The organism is Microbacterium sp. T2.11-28 (assembly GCF_950097975.1).
Classification (GTDB): Bacteria; Actinomycetota; Actinomycetes; order Actinomycetales; family Microbacteriaceae; genus Microbacterium.
On the sequence record NZ_CATNHF010000031.1, the window covers coordinates 28,818 to 48,248 of the forward strand.

General features: G+C 70.2%; 26 protein-coding genes. 25 read left to right on the forward strand and 1 reads right to left on the reverse strand.

All coding sequences use genetic code 11. The annotated features are described in order from the left end of the window. Positions 1-26: 26 nt before the first annotated feature. The 22 genes from rpsH (at position 27) to QQZ13_RS14935 (ending at position 15,777) form a co-directional block, all read left to right on the forward strand. Positions 27-425 carry a 30S ribosomal protein S8 gene (gene rpsH / locus QQZ13_RS14830; protein ID WP_183531529.1) on the forward strand — a complete coding sequence of 133 codons (399 nt, stop codon included), beginning with the start codon at positions 27-29 and terminating at the stop codon, positions 423-425. Positions 426-431: 6 nt separating this feature from the next. Then, positions 432-968, forward strand: a complete 537-nt coding sequence (gene rplF, locus QQZ13_RS14835; protein WP_284530224.1) for a 50S ribosomal protein L6 — start codon at positions 432-434, stop codon at positions 966-968. Between the two features lie 2 nt (positions 969-970). Next, the gene (gene rplR, locus QQZ13_RS14840) at positions 971-1,330 is read left to right on the forward strand and encodes a 50S ribosomal protein L18 (protein ID WP_284530225.1); all 360 of its coding nucleotides are present in this window, start codon (positions 971-973) and stop codon (positions 1,328-1,330) included. Then, on the forward strand, positions 1,327-2,028 hold the full coding sequence (gene rpsE / locus QQZ13_RS14845; protein WP_284530226.1) for a 30S ribosomal protein S5: 702 nt from the start codon (positions 1,327-1,329) through the stop codon (positions 2,026-2,028). The genes rplR and rpsE overlap by 4 nt, the downstream gene beginning before the upstream one ends. Further along, positions 2,028-2,213 (forward strand): 50S ribosomal protein L30, encoded by a 186-nt coding sequence (gene rpmD / locus QQZ13_RS14850; protein WP_144807117.1) that lies wholly within the window; start codon positions 2,028-2,030, stop codon positions 2,211-2,213. Before rpsE ends, rpmD begins: the two co-directional genes overlap by 1 nt. Further along, positions 2,213-2,824 (forward strand): 50S ribosomal protein L15, encoded by a 612-nt coding sequence (gene rplO, locus QQZ13_RS14855; protein ID WP_284530227.1) that lies wholly within the window; start codon positions 2,213-2,215, stop codon positions 2,822-2,824. Before rpmD ends, rplO begins: the two co-directional genes overlap by 1 nt. A 105-nt stretch (positions 2,825-2,929) precedes the next feature. Further along, positions 2,930-4,258, forward strand: a complete 1,329-nt coding sequence (secY, locus tag QQZ13_RS14860) for a preprotein translocase subunit SecY (protein ID WP_284530229.1) — start codon at positions 2,930-2,932, stop codon at positions 4,256-4,258. Then, the gene (locus tag QQZ13_RS14865) at positions 4,255-4,842 is read left to right on the forward strand and encodes an adenylate kinase (RefSeq protein ID WP_284530230.1); all 588 of its coding nucleotides are present in this window, start codon (positions 4,255-4,257) and stop codon (positions 4,840-4,842) included. Before secY ends, QQZ13_RS14865 begins: the two co-directional genes overlap by 4 nt. A gap of 2 nt (positions 4,843-4,844) precedes the next feature. Beyond that, a complete protein-coding gene (gene map / locus QQZ13_RS14870; RefSeq protein ID WP_284530231.1) occupies positions 4,845-5,678 on the forward strand; it encodes a type I methionyl aminopeptidase in 834 nt (277 codons plus the stop codon). 202 nt (positions 5,679-5,880) lie between these two features. After that, a complete protein-coding gene (locus QQZ13_RS14875) occupies positions 5,881-6,876 on the forward strand; it encodes a hypothetical protein (protein WP_284530232.1) in 996 nt (331 codons plus the stop codon). Positions 6,877-7,108: 232 nt separating this feature from the next. Continuing rightward, positions 7,109-7,786, forward strand: coding sequence for a thioredoxin domain-containing protein (locus QQZ13_RS14880; protein WP_284530234.1), 678 nt, complete (start codon positions 7,109-7,111; stop codon positions 7,784-7,786). Positions 7,787-7,931: 145 nt separating this feature from the next. After that, positions 7,932-8,153 (forward strand): translation initiation factor IF-1, encoded by a 222-nt coding sequence (infA, locus tag QQZ13_RS14885; RefSeq protein WP_013583992.1) that lies wholly within the window; start codon positions 7,932-7,934, stop codon positions 8,151-8,153. Between the two features lie 64 nt (positions 8,154-8,217). Beyond that, complete coding sequence (gene rpmJ, locus QQZ13_RS14890) at positions 8,218-8,334, forward strand: 50S ribosomal protein L36 (protein ID WP_005050492.1); 117 nt, start codon at positions 8,218-8,220, stop codon at positions 8,332-8,334. Positions 8,335-8,495: 161 nt separating this feature from the next. Then, positions 8,496-8,876, forward strand: a complete 381-nt coding sequence (gene rpsM, locus QQZ13_RS14895) for a 30S ribosomal protein S13 (protein WP_284530249.1) — start codon at positions 8,496-8,498, stop codon at positions 8,874-8,876. 31 nt (positions 8,877-8,907) lie between these two features. Further along, positions 8,908-9,306 carry a 30S ribosomal protein S11 gene (gene rpsK, locus QQZ13_RS14900; protein WP_047544506.1) on the forward strand — a complete coding sequence of 133 codons (399 nt, stop codon included), beginning with the start codon at positions 8,908-8,910 and terminating at the stop codon, positions 9,304-9,306. A gap of 115 nt (positions 9,307-9,421) precedes the next feature. Beyond that, positions 9,422-10,411, forward strand: coding sequence for a DNA-directed RNA polymerase subunit alpha (locus tag QQZ13_RS14905; protein WP_144807125.1), 990 nt, complete (start codon positions 9,422-9,424; stop codon positions 10,409-10,411). 57 nt (positions 10,412-10,468) lie between these two features. Beyond that, complete coding sequence (gene rplQ, locus QQZ13_RS14910; RefSeq protein WP_284530252.1) at positions 10,469-11,029, forward strand: 50S ribosomal protein L17; 561 nt, start codon at positions 10,469-10,471, stop codon at positions 11,027-11,029. Between the two features lie 185 nt (positions 11,030-11,214). Further along, positions 11,215-12,258 (forward strand): GNAT family N-acetyltransferase, encoded by a 1,044-nt coding sequence (locus tag QQZ13_RS14915; RefSeq protein ID WP_284530254.1) that lies wholly within the window; start codon positions 11,215-11,217, stop codon positions 12,256-12,258. A 50-nt stretch (positions 12,259-12,308) separates the two neighbouring features. Beyond that, a complete protein-coding gene (locus tag QQZ13_RS14920; protein ID WP_284530256.1) occupies positions 12,309-13,193 on the forward strand; it encodes a carbohydrate kinase in 885 nt (294 codons plus the stop codon). 45 nt (positions 13,194-13,238) lie between these two features. Continuing rightward, positions 13,239-14,075, forward strand: a complete 837-nt coding sequence (gene truA, locus QQZ13_RS14925) for a tRNA pseudouridine(38-40) synthase TruA (protein ID WP_284530257.1) — start codon at positions 13,239-13,241, stop codon at positions 14,073-14,075. 66 nt (positions 14,076-14,141) lie between these two features. After that, positions 14,142-14,819 carry an endonuclease/exonuclease/phosphatase family protein gene (locus tag QQZ13_RS14930; RefSeq protein ID WP_284530258.1) on the forward strand — a complete coding sequence of 226 codons (678 nt, stop codon included), beginning with the start codon at positions 14,142-14,144 and terminating at the stop codon, positions 14,817-14,819. A gap of 115 nt (positions 14,820-14,934) precedes the next feature. Then, positions 14,935-15,777 (forward strand): universal stress protein, encoded by an 843-nt coding sequence (locus QQZ13_RS14935; RefSeq protein ID WP_284530259.1) that lies wholly within the window; start codon positions 14,935-14,937, stop codon positions 15,775-15,777. A 16-nt stretch (positions 15,778-15,793) separates the two neighbouring features. Here QQZ13_RS14935 and QQZ13_RS14940 read toward each other — a convergent pair whose 3' ends face one another. After that, positions 15,794-16,822: a CAP domain-containing protein gene (locus QQZ13_RS14940; RefSeq protein WP_284530260.1), complete on the reverse strand. Its 1,029-nt coding sequence runs from the start codon at positions 16,820-16,822 to the stop codon at positions 15,794-15,796. A 294-nt stretch (positions 16,823-17,116) separates the two neighbouring features. On the opposite strand from QQZ13_RS14940, the gene rplM reads away from it, so the two are divergent. From rplM to glmM, 3 genes are read left to right on the forward strand one after another with little or no spacing between them, the layout of a single operon-like run. Next, positions 17,117-17,563: a 50S ribosomal protein L13 gene (gene rplM, locus QQZ13_RS14945; RefSeq protein ID WP_284530261.1), complete on the forward strand. Its 447-nt coding sequence runs from the start codon at positions 17,117-17,119 to the stop codon at positions 17,561-17,563. A 29-nt stretch (positions 17,564-17,592) separates the two neighbouring features. After that, positions 17,593-18,081, forward strand: coding sequence for a 30S ribosomal protein S9 (gene rpsI, locus QQZ13_RS14950; protein WP_284530262.1), 489 nt, complete (start codon positions 17,593-17,595; stop codon positions 18,079-18,081). Positions 18,082-18,087: 6 nt separating this feature from the next. Then, complete coding sequence (glmM, locus tag QQZ13_RS14955) at positions 18,088-19,431, forward strand: phosphoglucosamine mutase (protein ID WP_284530263.1); 1,344 nt, start codon at positions 18,088-18,090, stop codon at positions 19,429-19,431.

Below are 19,431 nucleotides of genomic sequence, written 5' to 3' on the forward strand. Positions count from 1 at the left end.
ACCGCTGAACAAAGGAAACACACGAAATGACGATGACAGACCCGGTCGCAGACATGCTGACCCGTCTGCGCAACGCGAACTCGGCGCACCACGACACCGTGTCGCTGCCGAGCTCCAAGCTCAAGACCCACATCGCCGAGATCCTCCAGCAGGAGGGCTACATCGCCGGCTGGGAGGTCTCCGACGCCCGTGTCGGCCAGACCCTCACCATGACGCTGAAGTACGGCCCGAACCGCGAGCGGTCGATCGCCGGCATCAAGCGCGTCTCGAAGCCCGGTCTCCGCGTGTACGCGAAGTCCACCGAGCTCCCCACGGTGCTCGGCGGCCTGGGCGTCGCGATCCTGTCCACCTCCTCCGGTCTTCTCACCGACCGCCAGGCCGAGCAGAAGGGCGTGGGTGGGGAAGTCCTCGCCTACGTGTGGTGATCTGACATGTCGCGTATCGGACGTCTTCCCATCGACATCCCCGCCGGCGTGACCGTCACGGTCGCCGGCCAGGACGTCGCCGTCAAGGGCCCGAAGGGCGAGCTCTCGCTCACCGTCGCGAGCCCGATCGAGGTCACGGTCGAGGAGAACCAGGTTCTGGTCTCGCGCCCCGACGACGAGCGCGCCTCGCGCTCGCTGCACGGGCTCACCCGCACCCTGATCAACAACAACATCATCGGCGTGACCCAGGGCTACACCAAGGGCCTCGAGGTCGTCGGCACCGGTTACCGCGTCGCGCAGAAGGGCGCCGCGGTCGAGTTCGCCCTCGGCTTCTCGCACCCGGTGCTCGTCGAGCCCCCGACCGGCATCACGCTGACCGTCGAGGGCAACAACAAGCTCACCGTCAGCGGCATCGACAAGCAGGCCGTCGGCGAGGCAGCAGCGAACATCCGCAAGATCCGCAAGCCCGAGCCGTACAAGGGCAAGGGTGTGCGGTACGCCGGCGAGGTCGTTCGCCGCAAGGCCGGAAAGAGTGGTAAGTAATCATGGCTGTCAAGTCGAAGACCGACGCTCGTACGCGTCGTCACCTCCGCCTTCGCAAGAAGGTCGTGGGCACCGAGGTGCGTCCGCGCCTGGTGGTCACCCGTTCGGCCCGCCACGTCTTCGTCCAGGTCGTGGACGACAGCAAGGGCCACACCGTGGCCTCGGCCTCGACCCTCGAGACCGACCTGCGCGGGTTCGACGGTGACAAGACCGCCAAGGCCCGCAAGGTCGGCGAGCTCGTGGCCGAGCGCGCGAAGGCCGCCGGTGTGTCCGACGTCGTGTTCGACCGTGGCGGCAACCGCTACGCCGGACGTGTCGCCGCGATCGCCGAGGGCGCCCGCGAGGGAGGTCTGAACCTGTGAGCGATGCAGTGAACAACCAGAATGTGGAGAACGAAGTGACCGCCACTGAGCAAGCAGCCGGGCAGACGGCCACGGCTGCGGCCGAGGCGCCCGCCGAGCGCGAGCCGCGTCGCGGTGGTCGCGAGCGCAACCCCAACCGGGACCGCAACTCGCGCGACCGCAACGAGAGCCAGTTCCTCGAGCGCGTCGTGACGATCAACCGCGTGTCGAAGGTCGTCAAGGGCGGTCGCCGCTTCAGCTTCACGGCGCTCGTCGTCGTGGGCGACGGCAACGGCCTGGTCGGCGTCGGCTACGGCAAGGCCCGCGAGGTGCCCCTGGCCATCTCCAAGGGTGTCGAAGAGGCCAAGCGCAACTTCTTCCGCGTTCCCCGTGCCGGCTCCACCATCCCGCACCCGGTGCAGGGTGAGGCCGCCGCCGGCGTCGTGCTCCTTCGTCCGGCCGCCGCCGGTACCGGTGTCATCGCCGGTGGCCCGGTGCGTGCCGTGCTGGAGTGCGCCGGCATCCACGACGTGCTGTCCAAGTCGCTGGGTTCGTCGAACACGATCAACATCGTGCACGCGACGGTCGAGGCGCTCAAGCAGCTCGAAGAGCCCCGTGCGGTCGCCGCGCGCCGTGGTCTGGACTTCGACCAGGTCGCGCCGGCCCGTCTGATCCGTGCCGAGGCCGAGGCCATCAAGGCACAGAAGGTTGGTGCCTGATGGCTGCTCGTCTGAAGGTCACGCAGGTCAAGTCCAAGGTGAGCGAGAAGCAGAACCAGCGCGACACGCTGCGTTCGCTCGGTCTCAAGCGGATCGGCGACTCGGTCGTCCGTCCGGACGACTCGCAGACGCGCGGGTACGTCAAGACCGTCGCACACCTCGTGAAGGTTGAGGAGATCGACTGATGGCCGAGAAGGCTGAGAAGGCGACCGACGCGGTCGTCGAGAAGAAGGACGCTCCGGCCAAGAAGGCTTCCGCTTCGGCGGCCGCCAAGGCCGAGGCCGCCCCCAAGAAGGCAGCGCCCAAGAAGGACGACGCCAAGAAGGCGGCGCCCAAGAAGGACGCCGTCGAGTCGCGCCCCGGCGTGCTCAAGGTCCACCACCTGCGTCCGGTCCCGGGTGCCAACACCGCCAAGACCCGTGTCGGTCGCGGTGAAGGCTCCAAGGGCAAGACCGCCGGCCGTGGCACCAAGGGCACCAAGGCCCGCTACCAGGTGAAGGTCGGCTTCGAGGGTGGGCAGATGCCCCTCCACATGCGTACGCCGAAGCTGCGCGGGTTCAAGAACCCGTTCCGCGTCGAGTACCAGGTGGTCAACCTCGACAAGCTCGCCGAGCTGTACCCGACCGGTGGCGACGTCACCGTGAGCGACCTGGTCGCCAAGGGTGCGGTGCGCAAGAACGAGAAGGTCAAGGTGCTCGGCACCGGCGACATCTCGGTCAAGCTCACCGTCGCCGTCGACAAGGTCTCGGGTTCGGCCGAGCAGAAGATCGTCGCCGCGGGCGGTTCGGTCAAGTAGTCCTGTGACAGGGGCCGACCCGGCTCGACAGCCGGGTCGGCCCCTGTTGCCGTACTCTGGTTGACGGCGTGTCCCGACACGCCGCCGTCCATCTGGAGGAATCTCTTGTTCAGCGCCATTGCGCGGGTCTTCCGCACGCCGGATCTTCGGCGGAAGATCGCCTTCACCCTGGCGATCATCGCCATCTACCGCCTCGGTGCGCACGTGCCGACGCCGTTCGTCGACTTCCCCAACGTCCAGACGTGTCTGGACCAGACGGGATCGACCGACGGACTGCTGTCGCTCGTGAACCTGTTCTCCGGCGGCGCGCTGCTGCAGCTGTCGATCTTCGCGCTCGGCGTCATGCCGTACATCACCGCGACGATCATCGTGCAGCTGCTGCGCGTCGTGATCCCGCACTTCGAGACGCTGTACAAGGAGGGTCAGGCCGGCCAGAGCCGCCTCACCCAGTACACGCGGTACCTGACGATCGCGCTCGCGCTGCTGCAGTCGACCACCCTCGTGACGGTCGCCCGCTCGGGTCAGCTGTTCCCGACCGGCACCGGCGTGCCCGAGTGCGAGGCGCTGCTGACCGAAGAGGCGTGGTGGGCGCAGCTGCTCATGATCATCACGATGACCGCCGGAACGGGCCTCATCATGTGGTTCGCCGAACTCGTCACCGAGCGCGGCGTGGGCAACGGCATGTCCATCCTCATCTTCACCTCGATCGCCGCGACCTTCCCGGCGGCGCTGTGGGCCATCCAGGCCACCAACGGCTTCGAGGTCTTCCTGCTCGTCCTCGCCGTCGGCATCGCGGTCGTGGCCCTCGTCGTCTTCGTCGAGCAGTCGCAGCGGCGCATCCCGGTCCAGTACGCCAAGCGCATGGTCGGGCGTCGTACCCTCGGCGGCACGAACACCTACATCCCGATCAAGGTGAACATGGCCGGCGTCGTGCCCGTCATCTTCGCCTCGTCGCTGCTGTACATCCCCGCGCTGATCGCGCAGTTCAACCAGACCCCCGACGCCGACGGCAACGTCCCCGGTTGGGTCTCGTGGATCCAGGCGTACTTCACGACCGGCGACTCGCCGATCTACATGGCCGTCTACTTCCTGCTGATCATCGGCTTCACCTACTTCTACGTCGCGATCACGTTCAACCCGGTCGAGGTCGCCGACAACATGAAGAAGTACGGCGGGTTCATCCCCGGCATCCGCGCCGGCCGTCCCACCGCCGAGTACCTCGACTACGTGCTGACGCGCATCACGCTGCCGGGCTCCATCTACCTCGGTCTCATCGCCCTGCTGCCGCTCATCGCCCTGGCCACCGTCGGCGCGAACCAGAACTTCCCGTTCGGCGGCGCGTCGATCCTGATCATCGTCGGCGTCGGCCTCGAGACGGTGAAGCAGATCGACGCCCAGCTGCAGCAGCGGCACTACGAGGGACTGCTGCGATGACCGCGGCGCGGCTCCTGATCATCGGCCCGCAGGGCTCCGGCAAGGGTACGCAGGGCGTCCGCATCGCCGAGGCACTCGGTGTTCCGGCAGTCTCGACCGGCGATGTGTTCCGGGCCAACGTCAAGGACGGCACGGAGCTCGGCCAGCAGGTCAAGGCGCTCATCGATGCGGGCGACCTGGTTCCCGACGAGCTGACGAGCGCGATCGTGCGCGACCGGCTCTCGCAGGACGACGCGGCACGGGGCTTCCTGCTCGACGGCTACCCCCGCAATCTCGGGCAGGTGGGCGACCTCGACGCGTTCCTGGAGTCGCGCGGCGAGCCGCTGACCGCGGTCATCGAGCTCTCGGTCCCGCGGGCGGAGTCGATCCAGCGTCTGTCGCTGCGCGCGGCGGAGCAGGGTCGCGCCGACGACAACGAGGAGTCGATCGCCAAGCGCCTCTCGATCTACGAGTCGGAGACCGCCCCGATCCTCGACGTCTATCGTGAGCGCGGCATCGTCGACGAGATCTACGGCGTCGGGTCGCTCGACGAGATCACCGACCGCATCATGGCGGCGCTGTCCGCCCGCGGCATCACCGCCTGACCGTGGGACTGCGCCGCTCGCTCTACAAGACGCCCGCACAGCTGCGGTCGATGGTCGAGCCCGGACTCATCACGGCTGCCGCCCTCGACGCGGTGCGCGCGCTCGTGGCGCCCGGCGTGACGACGGCGGAGCTGGATGCGGCGGCCGCCGAGGTGGTGGCCGCGCGCGGCGCCGAGTCCAACTTCCAGCTCGTCCGCGGCTACCGTCACACCACGTGCGTGTCGGTGAACGAGCAGGTCGTCCACGGCATCCCGGGCTCGCGCGTCCTCGAGCCGGGCGACATCGTGTCGATCGACGCCGGAGCGCAGTTCAAGGGCTGGAACGGCGACTCGGCGATCACGATCGTCGTCCCCGATCCGTCGCGTCCCGAGCTGGTCGCCGCACGCGAGCGGCTGTCGGAGGTGACGCAGACCTCGCTGTGGGCCGGGATCGCCGCGCTGGCGTCGGCCGCGCGCGTGGGCGAGGTCGGCGACGCCGTGCAGACGTCGATCGAATCCTCCGGCGAGGGATACGGCATCCTGCGCGACTACGTCGGGCACGGCATCGGCCGCCGCATGCACGAGGGGCCGACCGTCTTCAACTACCGGGTCGCCGACCTCGGACCCGCCGTCCGCCCGGGACTGTGCCTGGCGATCGAGCCGATGGTCGTCGCCGGTTCCGAGGCCACGCTGGTGGAGGACGACGACTGGACCGTCTCGACGGTCGACGGCTCCGACGGCTGCCACTGGGAGCACAGCGTCGCCGTCCACGAGAACGGCATCTGGGTGCTGACGGCCGCCGACGGTGGCGCGGCAGGACTCGCGCCCTTCGGCGTGACTCCGACGCCCATCGCCTGACCCGTCCCCTCCTTCTTTCGCCGAGCCGACACGCTTGTGCCGAGCCGACACGCTTTGCGCGGTTCGGGACGTGTCGGCTCGCACCTATCCTGTCGGCTCGGCTCGGTGCAGGGGCCCCTCCCCAGCCGCGCGAAACGGAGGAGGCACCACCGACCGCGGTGCGGAGGGATGACGCGGAGGCGACGGTGACGACCATGGGGCGATGCGACTCGACGATGCATCCCGCTGGCTCCGCTCCCGCTCGCAGATCGAGCAGACCGGCGTACCCGCGCGCACGCTCGCGGCGCACGTGCGTCACGGCCGGCTGCACCGCGTCGATCGGGGGTGGTACGTCGACGGCGCGAGCTGGCGGGAGTGGTCCACGGAGGATCGGCATCTGATCCGCGTGATCGCCGCACAGCGTCGGCGCGGCGGGGGCACGGCAGGCGGGGTGTTCTCACACGTGTCGGCCGCAGTGCTGTGGGGCCTGCCGCTCGCGCGCTGCGAGCCCCCGCGGGTGCACGTCAGCGGTGCGGCGACCAACGGGCACGTCCGGGCGGGGGAACCGGCCGTCGCACGGCATGAAGTCTCCGTCGAGGAGAACGACGTCGCCGTGATCGGCGGCATGCGCTGCACGTCCCTCCCGCGCACCGTCGCCGACGTGCTGCGCTCCTCATCGGAGGAGACGGGCATCTCCCTGCTCGACGCGGCGCTTCGCGCGGTCGCGGGCAGCGGGGACTTCGCCCACTACGACGAGACCGCCGACGAGGACCTGCGGGAGGAGGTGGCGCGTCGCCTCCCTCCCGGCGCGCGCGGAGTCCGCCGTGCCCGTGCACTCCTCGAGATGGGCGACGGCCGCGCGCAACTGCCCGGCGAGAGCATCAGCAGGCTGTATCTCCGGCACATCGGCTTCGCGCCGCCGCGGCTGCAGGTTCCGATCGACGGTCCGAGGGGGACGCGCTACTTCGCGGACTTCGGGCTCGACGACGCCGGCGTCTGGGGGGAGTTCGACGGTCGCGCCAAGTATCTCGACCCGGCCGTCCGGGGGACCGGCATCGACGTGGCGGCGACGATTCTCGCCGAGAAGGAGAGAGAGGACTGGATCCGCGGCACGACCGGGCGCCGCGTCGTCAGGTGGACCGGTCAGGACATCCGCGACGCCGGCACGCTGCGTGCCCGCCTGGCCGCGTTCCGTGTCTTCCCCCGCTCGCAGCGATGAGGCCCGGGTGCCGAACCGACACCCTGCGTGCGAGCCGACAAGGTGCGTGCGGTAGGAAGCGTGTCGGCTCGCACCAAGCATGTCGGCTCGGCAACTCCCGGCCACGGCGGGAGACGGAGGGGAGGGGAGGGGAGGGGAGGGGGGATAGTCACGGGGCGGTGCACAGGGGGCGCATAGCGGCGGGTGCGAGAATGGATGGTCGGTCGGTGGCCGACCGGAGAGAGGCGTGGGCATGGCGAAGGCAGCAGCGGGCAGGACCAACTGGTTCGCGATCTGGACGAGCGTGGCGGTCGTGGCCGTCGTGGCGATCCTCGTCGTCCTGGTCATGTGGATGAACAACCGCGCCACCGACCCGGGTGTGGCCCCCGACGCCAGCGGGATCAACCAGGAGACGGGAGCGATCGTCTTCGGCGACGGCCCCGACACGGTGTCCACCTGGGTCGACTTCATGTGCCCGTTCTGCGCCCAGTTCGAAGCGTCCGAGGGGGAGACGATCACCCAGCTCGTCGAGGACGGCCGGATCACCCTCGAGGTCCACCCCGTCGCGATCCTCGACCGCCTCTCGCAGGGCACCGAGTTCTCCAGCCGCTCCGCGTCGGCGATGTACGCGGTGGCCGAGGCCGATCCCGACAACGCCTACGCGTTCCTGGTCGCGATGTACGACAACCAGCCCGCGGAGCAGTCGCCCGGTCTCACGGACGAGGAGATCGTGCAGATCGCGAAGGATGCCGGCGTCGACGTGACCGCCGATCTCGAAGCGGCCATCCTCGACCACAAGTTCCTCGACTTCGCGAAGAGCCAGTCGCTCCCCGAGGGCGCCACCGGCACGCCGACCCTCGCGGTCAACGGCGAGCTCGTGCAGGTGACGGGCGACCCGCAGACCGACATCGTGGCGCGCCTCACGCAGTAGGCGTCCTGCGGCGGCCACGGTTTGCCGGGTCGCCTCCTATCACGTACACTGGATCTTTGGTGCCTTGCGCCTTCATTGGCGTGTCGACAGCACTGAATCCCAACCACCCGCAGACCGGCCGGTCTGCACAAGCGTCAGCGAGGCTATGGCTAAGAAAGACGGTGTCATCGAGATCGAGGGCACGGTGTCCGAGGCGCTCCCCAACGCGATGTTCCGCGTGGAGCTCACCAACGGACACAAGGTGCTCGCCACGATCTCCGGAAAGATGCGGCAGAACTACATCCGCATCATCCCCGAGGACCGTGTCGTCGTGGAGCTCTCGCCCTACGACCTCACCCGCGGGCGCATCGTCTACCGCTACCGCTAGACCGGTCGAGAAGTAACACCCCAGGCACAGCGCCTGCCCGGTGAAGACAGCGAAACAGGAAATCATGAAGGTCAACCCCTCCGTCAAGCCCATCTGCGACCACTGCAAGGTCATCCGCCGCCACGGGCGCGTGATGGTCATCTGCAAGTCCAACCCGCGTCACAAGCAGCGCCAGGGCTGAACCGGCGGATGCCACGGCATCCGCCCCGCGCACTCCACAACTGAACACACACAGGCAGTCTCAGAACCCGCGTCCGGCGAACGGACGCGGGGGACACCCCGGGCAGGAGGCCCGGGCACCGATTCTGCTCCACACCTCCACCTACTCCCAGGAGAAACCGCATGGCACGTCTTGCCGGCGTTGACATCCCGCGCGACAAGCGCGTGGTGATCGCCCTCACGTACATCTACGGCATCGGCCGTACCCGCTCGGTCGAGATCCTCAAGACCACCGAGATCGACGAGTCGATCCGCGTCAAGGACCTCACCGACGACCAGCTCGTCGCCCTCCGCGACTACATCGAGGCCAACTACAAGGTCGAGGGCGACCTCCGCCGCGAGGTGGCCGCCGACATCCGTCGCAAGGTCGAGATCGGCTCGTACGAGGGCCTTCGCCACCGTCGCGGCCTTCCCGTGCGCGGTCAGCGCACCAAGACGAACGCGCGTACCCGCAAGGGCCCCAAGCGCACCGTCGCCGGCAAGAAGAAGGCCGGCCGCAAGTAAGCGGGCCCTGAAGGTTTAGGAGAGAATTCACATGGCACAGGCCAAGTCCGCCGCGCGCAAGCCGCGCCGCAAGGAGAAGAAGAACATCGCGCTGGGCCAGGCCCACATCAAGTCGACGTTCAACAACACGATCGTCTCGATCACCGACCCGTCGGGCGCCGTCATCAGCTGGGCGTCCTCCGGTGGCGTGGGCTTCAAGGGCTCGCGCAAGTCGACCCCGTACGCGGCCGGCATGGCCGCCGAGTCGGCCGCCCGTCAGGCCGCCGAGCACGGTGTCAAGAAGGTCGACGTCTTCGTGAAGGGTCCCGGCTCGGGCCGCGAGACCGCGATCCGCTCGCTGCAGGCCGCCGGCCTCGAGGTGGGGTCCATCCAGGACGTCACCCCGCAGGCCCACAACGGCTGCCGCCCGCCCAAGCGCCGCCGCGTCTGATTTCCGGCTGCCGGGGCCGCCGTCCGCGGTGAGTCCCGGCATCCGCCTTGAACAACTCAACATCTCAGAACACCCACGTGTCATATAGCGGGCACGTGACTGAAAGGAACACATAGTGCTCATCGCACAGCGTCCCACTCTGACCGAGGAGAAGATCGGCGAGTTCCGCAGCCGCTTCGTCATCGAGCCGCTGGAGCCCGGCTTCGGCTACACGATCGGCAACGCGCTGCGTCGCAGCCTGCTCTCCTCGATCCCCGGTGCCGCCGTCACCAGCATCCGCATCGACGGCGTGCTGCACGAGTTCAGCACCATCCCGGGTGTGAAGGAGGATGTCACCGAGATCATCCTCAACATCAAGCAGCTCGTCGTGTCGAGCGAGCGCGACGAGCCGATCACGGCGTACCTGCGCAAGACCGGTGCCGGTGAGGTCACGGCCGCCGACATCTCCGCTCCCGCCGGCGTCGAGGTCCACAACCCCGAGCTGGTCATCGCGACCCTCAACGACAGCGCCCGCTTCGAGCTGGAGCTCACGATCGAGCGCGGTCGCGGCTACGTGTCGGCCACGCAGAACCGCAACGAGTACGCCGAGGCCGGCCAGATCCCGATCGACTCGATCTACTCGCCGGTGCTCAAGGTCAGCTACCGCGTCGACGCCACCCGTGCCGGTGAGCGCACCGACTTCGACAAGCTCGTGCTGGACGTCGAGAGCAAGCCGTCGATCGCCCCGCGCGACGCCGTCGCCTCGGCCGGTCGCACGCTCACCGAGCTGTTCGGTCTCGCCCGCGAGCTGAACGTCGAGGCCGAGGGCATCGAGATCGGCCCCGCGCCGGTCGAGCAGGTGCTCACCAACGAGCTGTCGATGCCGATCGAGGACCTGGACCTGTCGGTGCGGTCGTACAACTGCCTCAAGCGCGAGGGCATCAACACGGTGTCCGAGCTCGTCGCCCTGTCGGAGACGCAGCTCATGAACATCCGCAACTTCGGTCAGAAGTCGGTCGACGAGGTGCGCGACAAGCTCGTCTCGCTCGGCCTGTCGCTGAAGGACTCGGTCCCCGGGTTCGACGGCGCGCACTTCTACGGCGGCTACGACGACGAGACCCTCTGAGCGGATACCGGCTCCGCCCGGGTCTCTCGCTGACACTTTTCTACTGGAGTAACTGACATGCCCAAGCCCACCAAGGGTCCCCGCCTCGGAGGCGGCCCCGCCCACGAGCGCCTTCTGCTTGCGAACCTCGCCGCGGCGCTGTTCACGCACAAGTCGATCAAGACCACCGAGACCAAGGCCAAGCGCCTGCGTCCGCTCGCCGAGCGCCTCATCACCTTCGCCAAGCGCGGCGACCTGCACGCCCGCCGCCGGGTGCTGTCGGTCATCGGCGACAAGGAGGTCGTGCACGTCCTCTTCGCCGAGATCGCGCCGCTCGTCGCCGAGCGTGAGGGCGGCTACACCCGCATCACGAAGGTCGGCAACCGCAAGGGCGACAACGCCCCCATGGCCGTGATCGAGCTCGTCCTCGAGCCCGTCAACCCGAAGCCGAAGTCGGCGAAGAAGTCGGCCGCGCAGGCCGCTCCCGCCGCCGCCCCCGTCGAGGAGGCTCCGGTCGAGGAGGAGACCCCCGCCGCCGAGTCCGCCGATGCCGGTGCGGAGTCGCAGGAGGAGGGCGCCGCTGCCGAGGCGACCGCGGAGGACGCCGTCGAGGCGCCCGCCGAGGAGAAGTCGGAGTAACACCCGCCGCATCGCGTCACGAAGCCCGCACCCTCCGAGGTGCGGGCTTCGTCGCGTTCCGGGCCGGGGCGGCGGCTTCCGGGCCGGGGCGGCGGCTTCCGGGCCGGGGCGGCGGCTTCCGGGCCGGGGTGCGGGCGGATCGCCGCCGGAGCCGCGCCGTCACAGCCCCCGGGTAGGCTGGCGCGGTGAACGCCGCGCAGAACCTGACCGAGCGGATCGGCCCCGCCCCCGCCCCTGTGCTCCCCGAGCACGATGCGATCGCCCTCTGGCGCACCGCGACCGCCGATGACGTCGACGTCATCCACGGCATCCACGCGGCCGCCGACGCCGTCGACCACCCGACCTGGGTCACGCCGCGAGAGGACATCGCCGACACGTTCGAGCTGAGCCACATCGACCACACCCGCGACACGATCATCGGCTTCACCGCCGACGGCACCGCGGTCGTCTTCTCCAGCGCGTTCCTCCACCCCTCGCGGGCCGGCACCCTGACGGTGCACATCGGCGGTGCCGTGCACCCGCAGTGGCGCCGGCGCGGCATCGGGTCGGCAGCCCTCGGGTGGAGCCACGCGCGGGCACGGGAGCAGCTCGCGGAGGTCGCCCCCACGCTGGGCCCGGGGGAGTGGGAGCTGGAGATCAAGGTGTACGCGGAGGAATCCACTCCCGACGTCATCGCGATCGCCGAGCCCCTGGGATTCGCCGTCGAGCGCTGGTTCACGACCATGGTGCGCGACATGGCGGAGGCCGTCCCCACGCCGCCCGCGGTCGACGGCGCGACGATCGTGCCGTACAGCCCCGAACGCGCGCTCGACGTGCTCGCGGCGCGCAACGACGCCTTCCGCGACCACTGGGGGAGCCTGCCCACCAGCGAGGAGAGCTGGCGCAAGTTCGTGGACGGCGAGTTCCTGCGTCCCGATCTCTCGCGTCTGGCACTCGACGCGGACGGTGCGGTCATCGCCCTGTGCCTGGCGTCGGTCAACGAGGCCGACTGGGAGGCACTGGGCGCCACCCACGCCTACATCGATCTCATCGGCGTCGTACGGGCGCACCGTCGCCGCGGTCTCGCGCCGGCGGTGATCGCCGCGTCTCTGGAGGCGATCGGGCAGGCCGGCCTGCAGAAGGCGGTCCTCGACGTGGACACCGCGAGCCCCACCGGCGCCAACACCCTGTACGAGGGCCTCGGGTTCTCGGCCACCGAGCGGTCGCTGGCCCTCGTCCACCGTCTCTGACGGGCCGAGGCTCCGCCCTCTCGGGCCGCAGTGCGGTAAGACTGGATGCCATGGACACCCGCGCGCTCGTCATCGGTGAGGCCCTGATCGACATCGTCGAGGGAGCGGAGGTGCGGGAGCTCGTCGGCGGCAGCCCCGCCAACGTCGCGGTGGGCCTCGCGCGGCAGGGGCACGACGTGCAGCTGCTCACCCGCATCGGTCGCGACCCCCGTGGTGAGCGCATCGCCGAGCACGTCGCCTCGGCCGGTGTCGCCCTCACCGCCGCCTCGTGGGGCGCGGCCGCCACCTCCACGGCGCGGGCGCGGCTGCAGGCGGACGGCTCGGCGGAGTACGAGTTCGACATCGACTGGACGGTCCCCGAGCCCGGTCTCGACGGGATCGCGCTCGTCCATTCCGGTTCGATCGCCCTGTTCCTCGAGCCGGGCGGCGGGACCGTGATCGACACGCTGCAGCGCGCGTCCGGATCGGCGCTGGTCACCGTCGACCCCAACATCCGCCCCGCGCTCGTCGGTGAGCGGGGCGCGGCGCTCGACCGGTTCGTCCTGGCGGCGCGCGCGGCCGACCTCGTCAAGCTGAGCGATGAGGACGCCGCGTGGCTCTATCCGGGACTCCTCCCCGAGCAGGTGCTGTCCGAGATCGCCACGCAGGGTCCGCGGGTGGTCGTCATCACGCGCGGGGGCGAGGGGGCGATCGCGCTCGGTCCGGCCGGTGTCGTGGAGGTGCCCGCGATCTCCGTCGAGGTGGTCGACACCATCGGGGCGGGCGACGCGTACATGGCGAGCCTGATCTCGAGCATGCTCGACGACGCGGAGCTGCTCGCCTCGCCCGTCTCCCTCGAGCGCGCCCTGCGGCGCGCTGCCGTCACCGCCGGGATCACGGTCTCGCGCGCGGGGGCCAACCCGCCCCGGCGCGCGGAGGTCGACGCCGCGTTCTGACGGCGACGGCGCGAGCGGGCGAGCCGCCGTCGGTAGGCTGACGGGGTGCGGCTGCGTCTCGATATCGCCTACGACGGCACGGACTTCCGCGGCTGGGCGCGCCAGCCGGGGCTGCGGACCGTGCAGGGCACGCTCGAGGGCGCCGTGGCGCGGATCCTCGGCGGAGAGCCCCGCCTGGTCGTAGCGGGCCGCACGGATGCCGGCGTCCACGCGACCGGCCAGGTCGCCCACCTGGACCTGACCGAGGCGCAGCTCCGGCGGCTCGACGCCGCGCGCAACCCCGCGCCGGAGGCTCTCGCGGCGCGATTGACGGGCATCCTCGGGCAGTATCCGGACGTCGTCGTGCGGCGCACGTCGGCGGCGCCGGAGGGGTTCGACGCCCGCTTCTCGGCGGTCTGGCGTCGCTACGCGTACCGCGTGGCCGACCGCGTGAGCGGGTACGACCCGCTCGCGCGCGCCCGCACGACGAGCGTCGCGGCCGACCTGGACGTCGAGGCCATGGACGCCGCGGCCCGCTCGCTGATCGGGCTCCACGACTTCGCCGCGTACTGCAAGTGGCGCGAGGAGGCGACCACCATCCGCACGCTCCTGGAGTTCGACTGGCACCGCGACGAGGACGGCATCCTCCTCGCCAACGTGAAGGCGGACGCCTTCTGCCACAGCATGGTGCGCGCCCTCGTGGGGGCCTGCGTGGCGGTCGGGCAGGGCAGGCTCGGCATCGCCGACGTGGCCGAGATCCGCGACGCGCGCGAGCGCACCAGCGAGACCAAGGTGCTCGCCGCCCGCGGGCTCACCCTCACCGAGGTCGGCTACCCCGCCGACGAGCTGCTGGCAGACCGCGCCGAGCAGACGCGCAGACGGCGCTCGCTCGACGGGGACTGACACCGGCGGAACGCAGAGTCAACCCCGAGGGCGGTCACAGGTGGGCGGCATAGGCTGGTGGGCGGCATGAAGGTCATCTCGTACAACCTCAACAAGCACAAGGCCGCCCACGAGCTCGAGCAGCTGGTCGATGCGCACGCGGCCGACATCTTGTGCCTGCAGGAAGCCGTCAGCGACGACCTGCCCGCGCAGATCGCGGGACTGCGGCTGGCGGAGGCGACGGTGCGCAACCGCCTCGGGCTGGCCGTGTACCACCGCGAGAACACCTACACGGCGCTCGAGGTCCGCTCGATGGCCCTCAAGAAGTCGCTCCACGACCGCGTGCTCAAGCCCGCCGAGGAGCGGATGCTGGGGGTGCGGATGCGCGACATCGACCACGGGCAGGAGTTCCTCGTCGCGAGCTTCCACGCGGCGCCGCTGACGGCGCTGAACTCGCTCCGCCGCAAGCAGATCCATGCGGCGCTCGCCGAGTTGAGCAAGCTGGGGGTGGGCCTGCCGATCCTCATGGTGGGCGACTACAACTACCCGGTGTTCAAGGAGAGCCTCAGCCAGCGGATCCGCGACGCGGGCTACGAGCTCACGCTCAGCGACGCGCGCACCTACACGCGGTACAAGTTCTTCCGCGGCCACTACGACTTCGCCACGAGCGTCGGGGTCTCGATCGCGTCGATCACGACGCTGCCGCAGGGCAGCAGCGATCACCTCCCGATCCTCATCGACGCCGAGCTCACCCCGCGCCGCTGATTCCCTCGGCCCGGGACCCTCGTCGGCCGGGTTTTCACGGTCGGCCCCGGGTGCCGCGCGGAGCCTGCGAGGCGTAGCGTGGAGGGGCAGCTGGATCCCAACGGAGGGACGGGCCATGAACGACACGATCATCGTCGCAGTGACGGCAGCACCGGTGACGGCGCGGGCCGTGGAGTGGGCCGTGGCCCGCGCGGTGGAGCGCAGACAGCGGATCGAGCTCGTCAGCGTCGTCGGGGGCGTGGTCGGCGCGGTCGGCGAGGCCGACGTCCTGTCCGAGGCGATGGAGCGGGCGCGTTCGACCCTGCAGGAGCACGAGGCCGTGGTCGCGGCCGCCGGGGTGCCGGTGACGATCCGCGTGGACAGCGGCAACCCCGTCGCACACCTGATCGCCGCGAGCGCGGGGGCGGCGCTGATGGTGATCGGGAGCGACTACCGCGGACCGGGCAACGGTCGCCCGCGGGGTGCGCACGGCGTGCGGATCGCGGCCGGAGCGAGGTGTCCCGTCGTCGTCGTGCCCGACGTCGACCGCACCGGATGCCGCGGCGTCGTCGTCGGGGTGGACGGCTCCGAGGTGTCGGAGAAGGCGGTGCGGTTCGCCGCGGCGGAGGCGGACCGTCTTCGCGAGCCGCTGATCGCGGTGAGCGTGTGGACGCCCCTCCACGCACCGCGCAACGACCTGGCGGTGTATCCCGAGCTCTACCTCACGAACATGGCCGCCGCGACCGAGGAGATCCTCGCCCTGGCGATGGCGGGCATCGCCGCCGACTACCCCGACCTGGAGGTCCAGCGGCGGGTGGAGCGCGGCTATCCGGCGCAGGTGCTCAACGAGATCGCGACGACGGCGCGCCTCGCCGTCGTCGGCACCCACGGCCGGGGCGCGGTCGCCCGGTTCCTGCTGGGCTCGATCAGCCAGGAGGTGCTCACACGCCTCGCCACGGTCACCGCCGTGGTGCGCTGAGGGTGTCGCCGGCCCGTCAGCGCGCGTAGCCCGTCTTGGCCGACGTGCGCGTCGCCGTGGCGTAGCCCGCCTTCTTCCCCGTCACCTTGACGGTCAGCGTGTGCCCGCGGTCCGCCTTGGTGAGCACGTAGGTCTTCCCCGTGGCTCCCGAGATCGCGACCCCGCCGCGGTACCAGCGGTAGGAGTATGTCGTCCCCGTGGTCCACTGACCGCGGATCGCCTCGACCCGCTGTCCCACGGCGACGGTGCCCGCGATGCGGGGGGTGACCGTCGAGAGGGTGCTGAGCTTCGCGATCTCGCGGGTCGGGTTCGAGACGCGGGCGGTGGGGGCGTAGCCCGTCTTGCTCCCGGTGACCTTCACCTTGAGGACCTTGCCCGCGTCGGTGGACTTCGGCGTGTAGGTCTTCGAGGTGGCGCCCGAGACCGAGGTGCCGTCGGCGTACCACTGGTAGCGGAGGGTCGTGCCGGTGGTCCAGGTGCCCGTCTTGGCGGTCAGGGTGATGCCCGCCTTCGGCGTGCCGCTGATCGCGGGCGTGCTCGTGGCCAGCGTCTTGTAGCCGCCGAAGACCTGCGTGTAGTACGGGCGGCCGGCGTCGCTGCACGCCACGCCGATGCCGATGTGCGTGAACGAGGTGCGCAGGATGTTGGCGCGGTGGCCGGGGCTGTCCAGCCACGCACGGGTCACGCTCGTCGGAGCGTAGCCGTAGGCGACGTTCTCGCCGGCGGCCGACCATCCGGCGGGGATCTGCGACGTGTAGTCCGGGTTGTGGCTCATCGTCTCGCGGGCCGCCTGCTTCTGCGACCACTTGATGGCCACGGAGTGCATGGCGGAGTTGGCCGTGAGCGGCTTGACCCCGACGCGCCCGCGGGCGGCGTTGACATCGGCGAGGATGCGCGCCTGGACCTGGGCGACGGTCAGAGACGACGTGCAGGACGTGGCACCGGTGGCGGCGGGGGCGGGGGCGACGGCGCCGATGAGCGCCAGCACCAGTGCCGCCGCCGCCCCGGCGGCGACGCCGAGGCGTCGCCGAGGGCGACTGGACATGTGATCCTCCGGGGGGAAAGGATGCTTCTTCTGCACAGTGGTATCACACGTCACATGCGACACGCCAATCACAATCACCCCAAAAGGCGGGTTCTGGGTGTATCTGCCCGCGGTTCAGCCCCTCGTGTGGCGTCTCCGGCGGATCTGACGTAGACTCGATCCTTGGTGTCCGGCTCAGCTGACCCGGCATCACGAACGTGAGCCCTCCACTGGCGCCCTTCGACCGTCACCCGGCGAAGCGCCCCGGAGTGGGATTCACGAACCTCTCCGTTCGATCAAGAAAGCAGCACTACTGTGACGCGCACCTACACCCCCAAGGCTGGCGAGACCCAGCGTGAGTGGCTGGTCATCGACGCGAGCGATGTCGTCCTCGGACGCCTCGCCTCGCACGCGGCCGCCCTGCTCCGCGGCAAGCACAAGCCGACGTTCGCCAACCACATCGACACCGGCGACTTCGTCGTCATCGTCAACGCCGCCAAGGTGGCGCTGACCGGTCAGAAGCTCCTGCAGAAGAAGGCGTACCGCCACTCGGGCTACCCGGGCGGCCTCACGGCCACCACCTACGCGGAGCTCCTGGAGAAGAACCCGGTCCGCGCCGTCGAGAAGGCCGTCCGCGGCATGCTCCCCAAGAACAGCCTGGGCCGCCAGCAGCTGTCGAAGCTGAAGGTCTACGCCGGTGCCGAGCACCCGCACGCGGCCCAGCAGCCCACCCCGTACACCTTCGACCAGGTCGCCCAGTAAGCGCCGCCGAAACAGACTGAGGACATCCCATGGCGAAGATCGCTGACTCCCTCGAAGAGACCCCCGACAACTACACCACCGAGACCCCGGCCACCGAGGCTGCCGCTGCAGCCCCGCGTCCGGTCCTGTCGGTGCCCGGTGCCGCCGTCGGCCGCCGCAAGCAGGCCATCGCCCGCGTGCGCCTCGTGCCCGGCTCCGGCACCATCACGGTCAACGGCCGCACCCTCGAGGACTACTTCCCGAACAAGCTGCACCAGCAGCTCATCAACGACCCGTTCACGGTGCTCGACCTCGCCGGCGCCTACGACGTGATCGCCCGCATCTCCGGCGGCGGCCCCTCGGGCCAGGCCGGCGCGCTGCGTCTGGGCATCGCTCGTGCGCTCAACGAGATCGACGTCGAGAACAACCGCCCGACCCTGAAGAAGGCCGGCTTCCTCTCGCGCGACGCGCGCGTCAAGGAGCGCAAGAAGGCCGGTCTCAAGAAGGCGCGCAAGGCACCTCAGTACTCGAAGCGCTAAACCTTCATGGCGCTGTTCGGTACGGACGGTGTGCGGGGGCTGGCCAACGGCCCCCTCACCGCGGACCTCGCGCTCACCCTGGCCCAGGCGACAGCTGTCGTCCTGGGCCAGGGGCGTATCGCGGAGGCGCGGAAGGCCGCGGGCAAGCGGCTCACCGCCGTCGTCGCCCGCGATCCGCGCATCTCCGGGCAGTTCCTCAGCGCCGCCGTCGAGGCGGGGCTGGCCTCGTCCGGTGTCGACGTGCTGGAGGCGGGCACTCTGCCCACGCCGGCGGCGGCCTTCCTCATCAGCGACATCGACGCCGACTTCGGCGTGATGATCTCCGCCTCCCACAACCCCGCTCCCGACAACGGCATCAAGATCTTCGCCCGCGGCGGTGTGAAGCTCCCCGACGAGGTCGAGCGGCGCATCGAAGAGGCGATGACCGGCGAGAAGCTGCGGCCCACCGGCGGCGACGTCGGCCGCGTGTCGCGCTTCTCGGACGCCGAGGACCGGTACGTCCTCCACCTGCTCGCCTCGCTCCCGCACCGTCTCGACGGCATCCACGTCGTGGTGGACTGCGCGAACGGCGCCGCATCGGGTGTCTCGCCCGAGACGTTCCGCAACGCCGGCGCGCGGGTCACCGTGATCGGCAACGACCCCGACGGCCTGAACATCAACGACGGCTACGGGTCCACCCACCTGGACCGGCTCAGTGCCGAGGTCGTGCGCGTGGGCGCCGACGTGGGCATCGCGCACGACGGCGACGCGGACCGCTGCCTCGCCGTCGACGCCCAGGGCCGCGTCGTCGACGGAGACCAGATCATGGCGATCCTCGCCGTGGCGATGCGCGACCGGGGACGGCTGCGTCACGATACCCTCGTGGCGACGGTCATGAGCAACCTGGGACTTCATCGAGCGATGAGCGCGAACGGCATCCGTGTCGAGACCACCGGTGTCGGTGATCGCTATGTCCTCGAGCGGATGACCGAGGGCGGCTTCTCGCTCGGCGGCGAGCAGAGCGGGCACGTCATCATGAGCGCGTACGCGACGACCGGCGACGGTCTGCTCACCGGGCTGCACCTGTGCGCCGAGATGGCACGCCAGCGCAAGACGCTGGCTGAGCTCGCCTCGATCATGACGGTCTTCCCGCAGGTGCTGGTCAACGTCCGGGGCGTCGAGCGCACCCGGGCGGCCGACCCGGATGTGCTCGACGCGGTCGCCGCCGCCGAGGCGGAGCTCGGCGAGACCGGACGGGTGCTGCTGCGTCCGTCGGGCACCGAGTTGATGGTCCGCGTGATGGTCGAGGCGGCCGACGCCGAGACCGCGCAGCGCATCGCCGACCGCCTCGCCGACGTGGTGCGCGGCTGA

Coding starts and splice junctions, on each gene's coding strand:
- QQZ13_RS14935 (WP_284530259.1), top strand. CDS start 14,935: ATGAACGACACGATCATCGTCGCAGTGACGGCAGCACCGGTGACGGCG.
- rpsI (WP_284530262.1), top strand. CDS start 17,593: ATGGCGAAGATCGCTGACTCCCTCGAAGAGACCCCCGACAACTACACC.
- rpsH (WP_183531529.1), top strand. CDS start 27: ATGACGATGACAGACCCGGTCGCAGACATGCTGACCCGTCTGCGCAAC.
- QQZ13_RS14865 (WP_284530230.1), top strand. CDS start 4,255: ATGACCGCGGCGCGGCTCCTGATCATCGGCCCGCAGGGCTCCGGCAAG.
- glmM (WP_284530263.1), top strand. CDS start 18,088: ATGGCGCTGTTCGGTACGGACGGTGTGCGGGGGCTGGCCAACGGCCCC.
- QQZ13_RS14920 (WP_284530256.1), top strand. CDS start 12,309: ATGGACACCCGCGCGCTCGTCATCGGTGAGGCCCTGATCGACATCGTC.
- rpsK (WP_047544506.1), top strand. CDS start 8,908: ATGGCACAGGCCAAGTCCGCCGCGCGCAAGCCGCGCCGCAAGGAGAAG.
- rplF (WP_284530224.1), top strand. CDS start 432: ATGTCGCGTATCGGACGTCTTCCCATCGACATCCCCGCCGGCGTGACC.
- rpmD (WP_144807117.1), top strand. CDS start 2,028: ATGGCTGCTCGTCTGAAGGTCACGCAGGTCAAGTCCAAGGTGAGCGAG.
- rpsM (WP_284530249.1), top strand. CDS start 8,496: ATGGCACGTCTTGCCGGCGTTGACATCCCGCGCGACAAGCGCGTGGTG.
- QQZ13_RS14880 (WP_284530234.1), top strand. CDS start 7,109: ATGGCGAAGGCAGCAGCGGGCAGGACCAACTGGTTCGCGATCTGGACG.
- infA (WP_013583992.1), top strand. CDS start 7,932: ATGGCTAAGAAAGACGGTGTCATCGAGATCGAGGGCACGGTGTCCGAG.
- rplQ (WP_284530252.1), top strand. CDS start 10,469: ATGCCCAAGCCCACCAAGGGTCCCCGCCTCGGAGGCGGCCCCGCCCAC.
- QQZ13_RS14930 (WP_284530258.1), top strand. CDS start 14,142: ATGAAGGTCATCTCGTACAACCTCAACAAGCACAAGGCCGCCCACGAG.
- rpmJ (WP_005050492.1), top strand. CDS start 8,218: ATGAAGGTCAACCCCTCCGTCAAGCCCATCTGCGACCACTGCAAGGTC.
- rplO (WP_284530227.1), top strand. CDS start 2,213: ATGGCCGAGAAGGCTGAGAAGGCGACCGACGCGGTCGTCGAGAAGAAG.
- QQZ13_RS14940 (WP_284530260.1), bottom strand. CDS start 16,822: ATGTCCAGTCGCCCTCGGCGACGCCTCGGCGTCGCCGCCGGGGCGGCG.
- rplR (WP_284530225.1), top strand. CDS start 971: ATGGCTGTCAAGTCGAAGACCGACGCTCGTACGCGTCGTCACCTCCGC.
- QQZ13_RS14875 (WP_284530232.1), top strand. CDS start 5,881: ATGCGACTCGACGATGCATCCCGCTGGCTCCGCTCCCGCTCGCAGATC.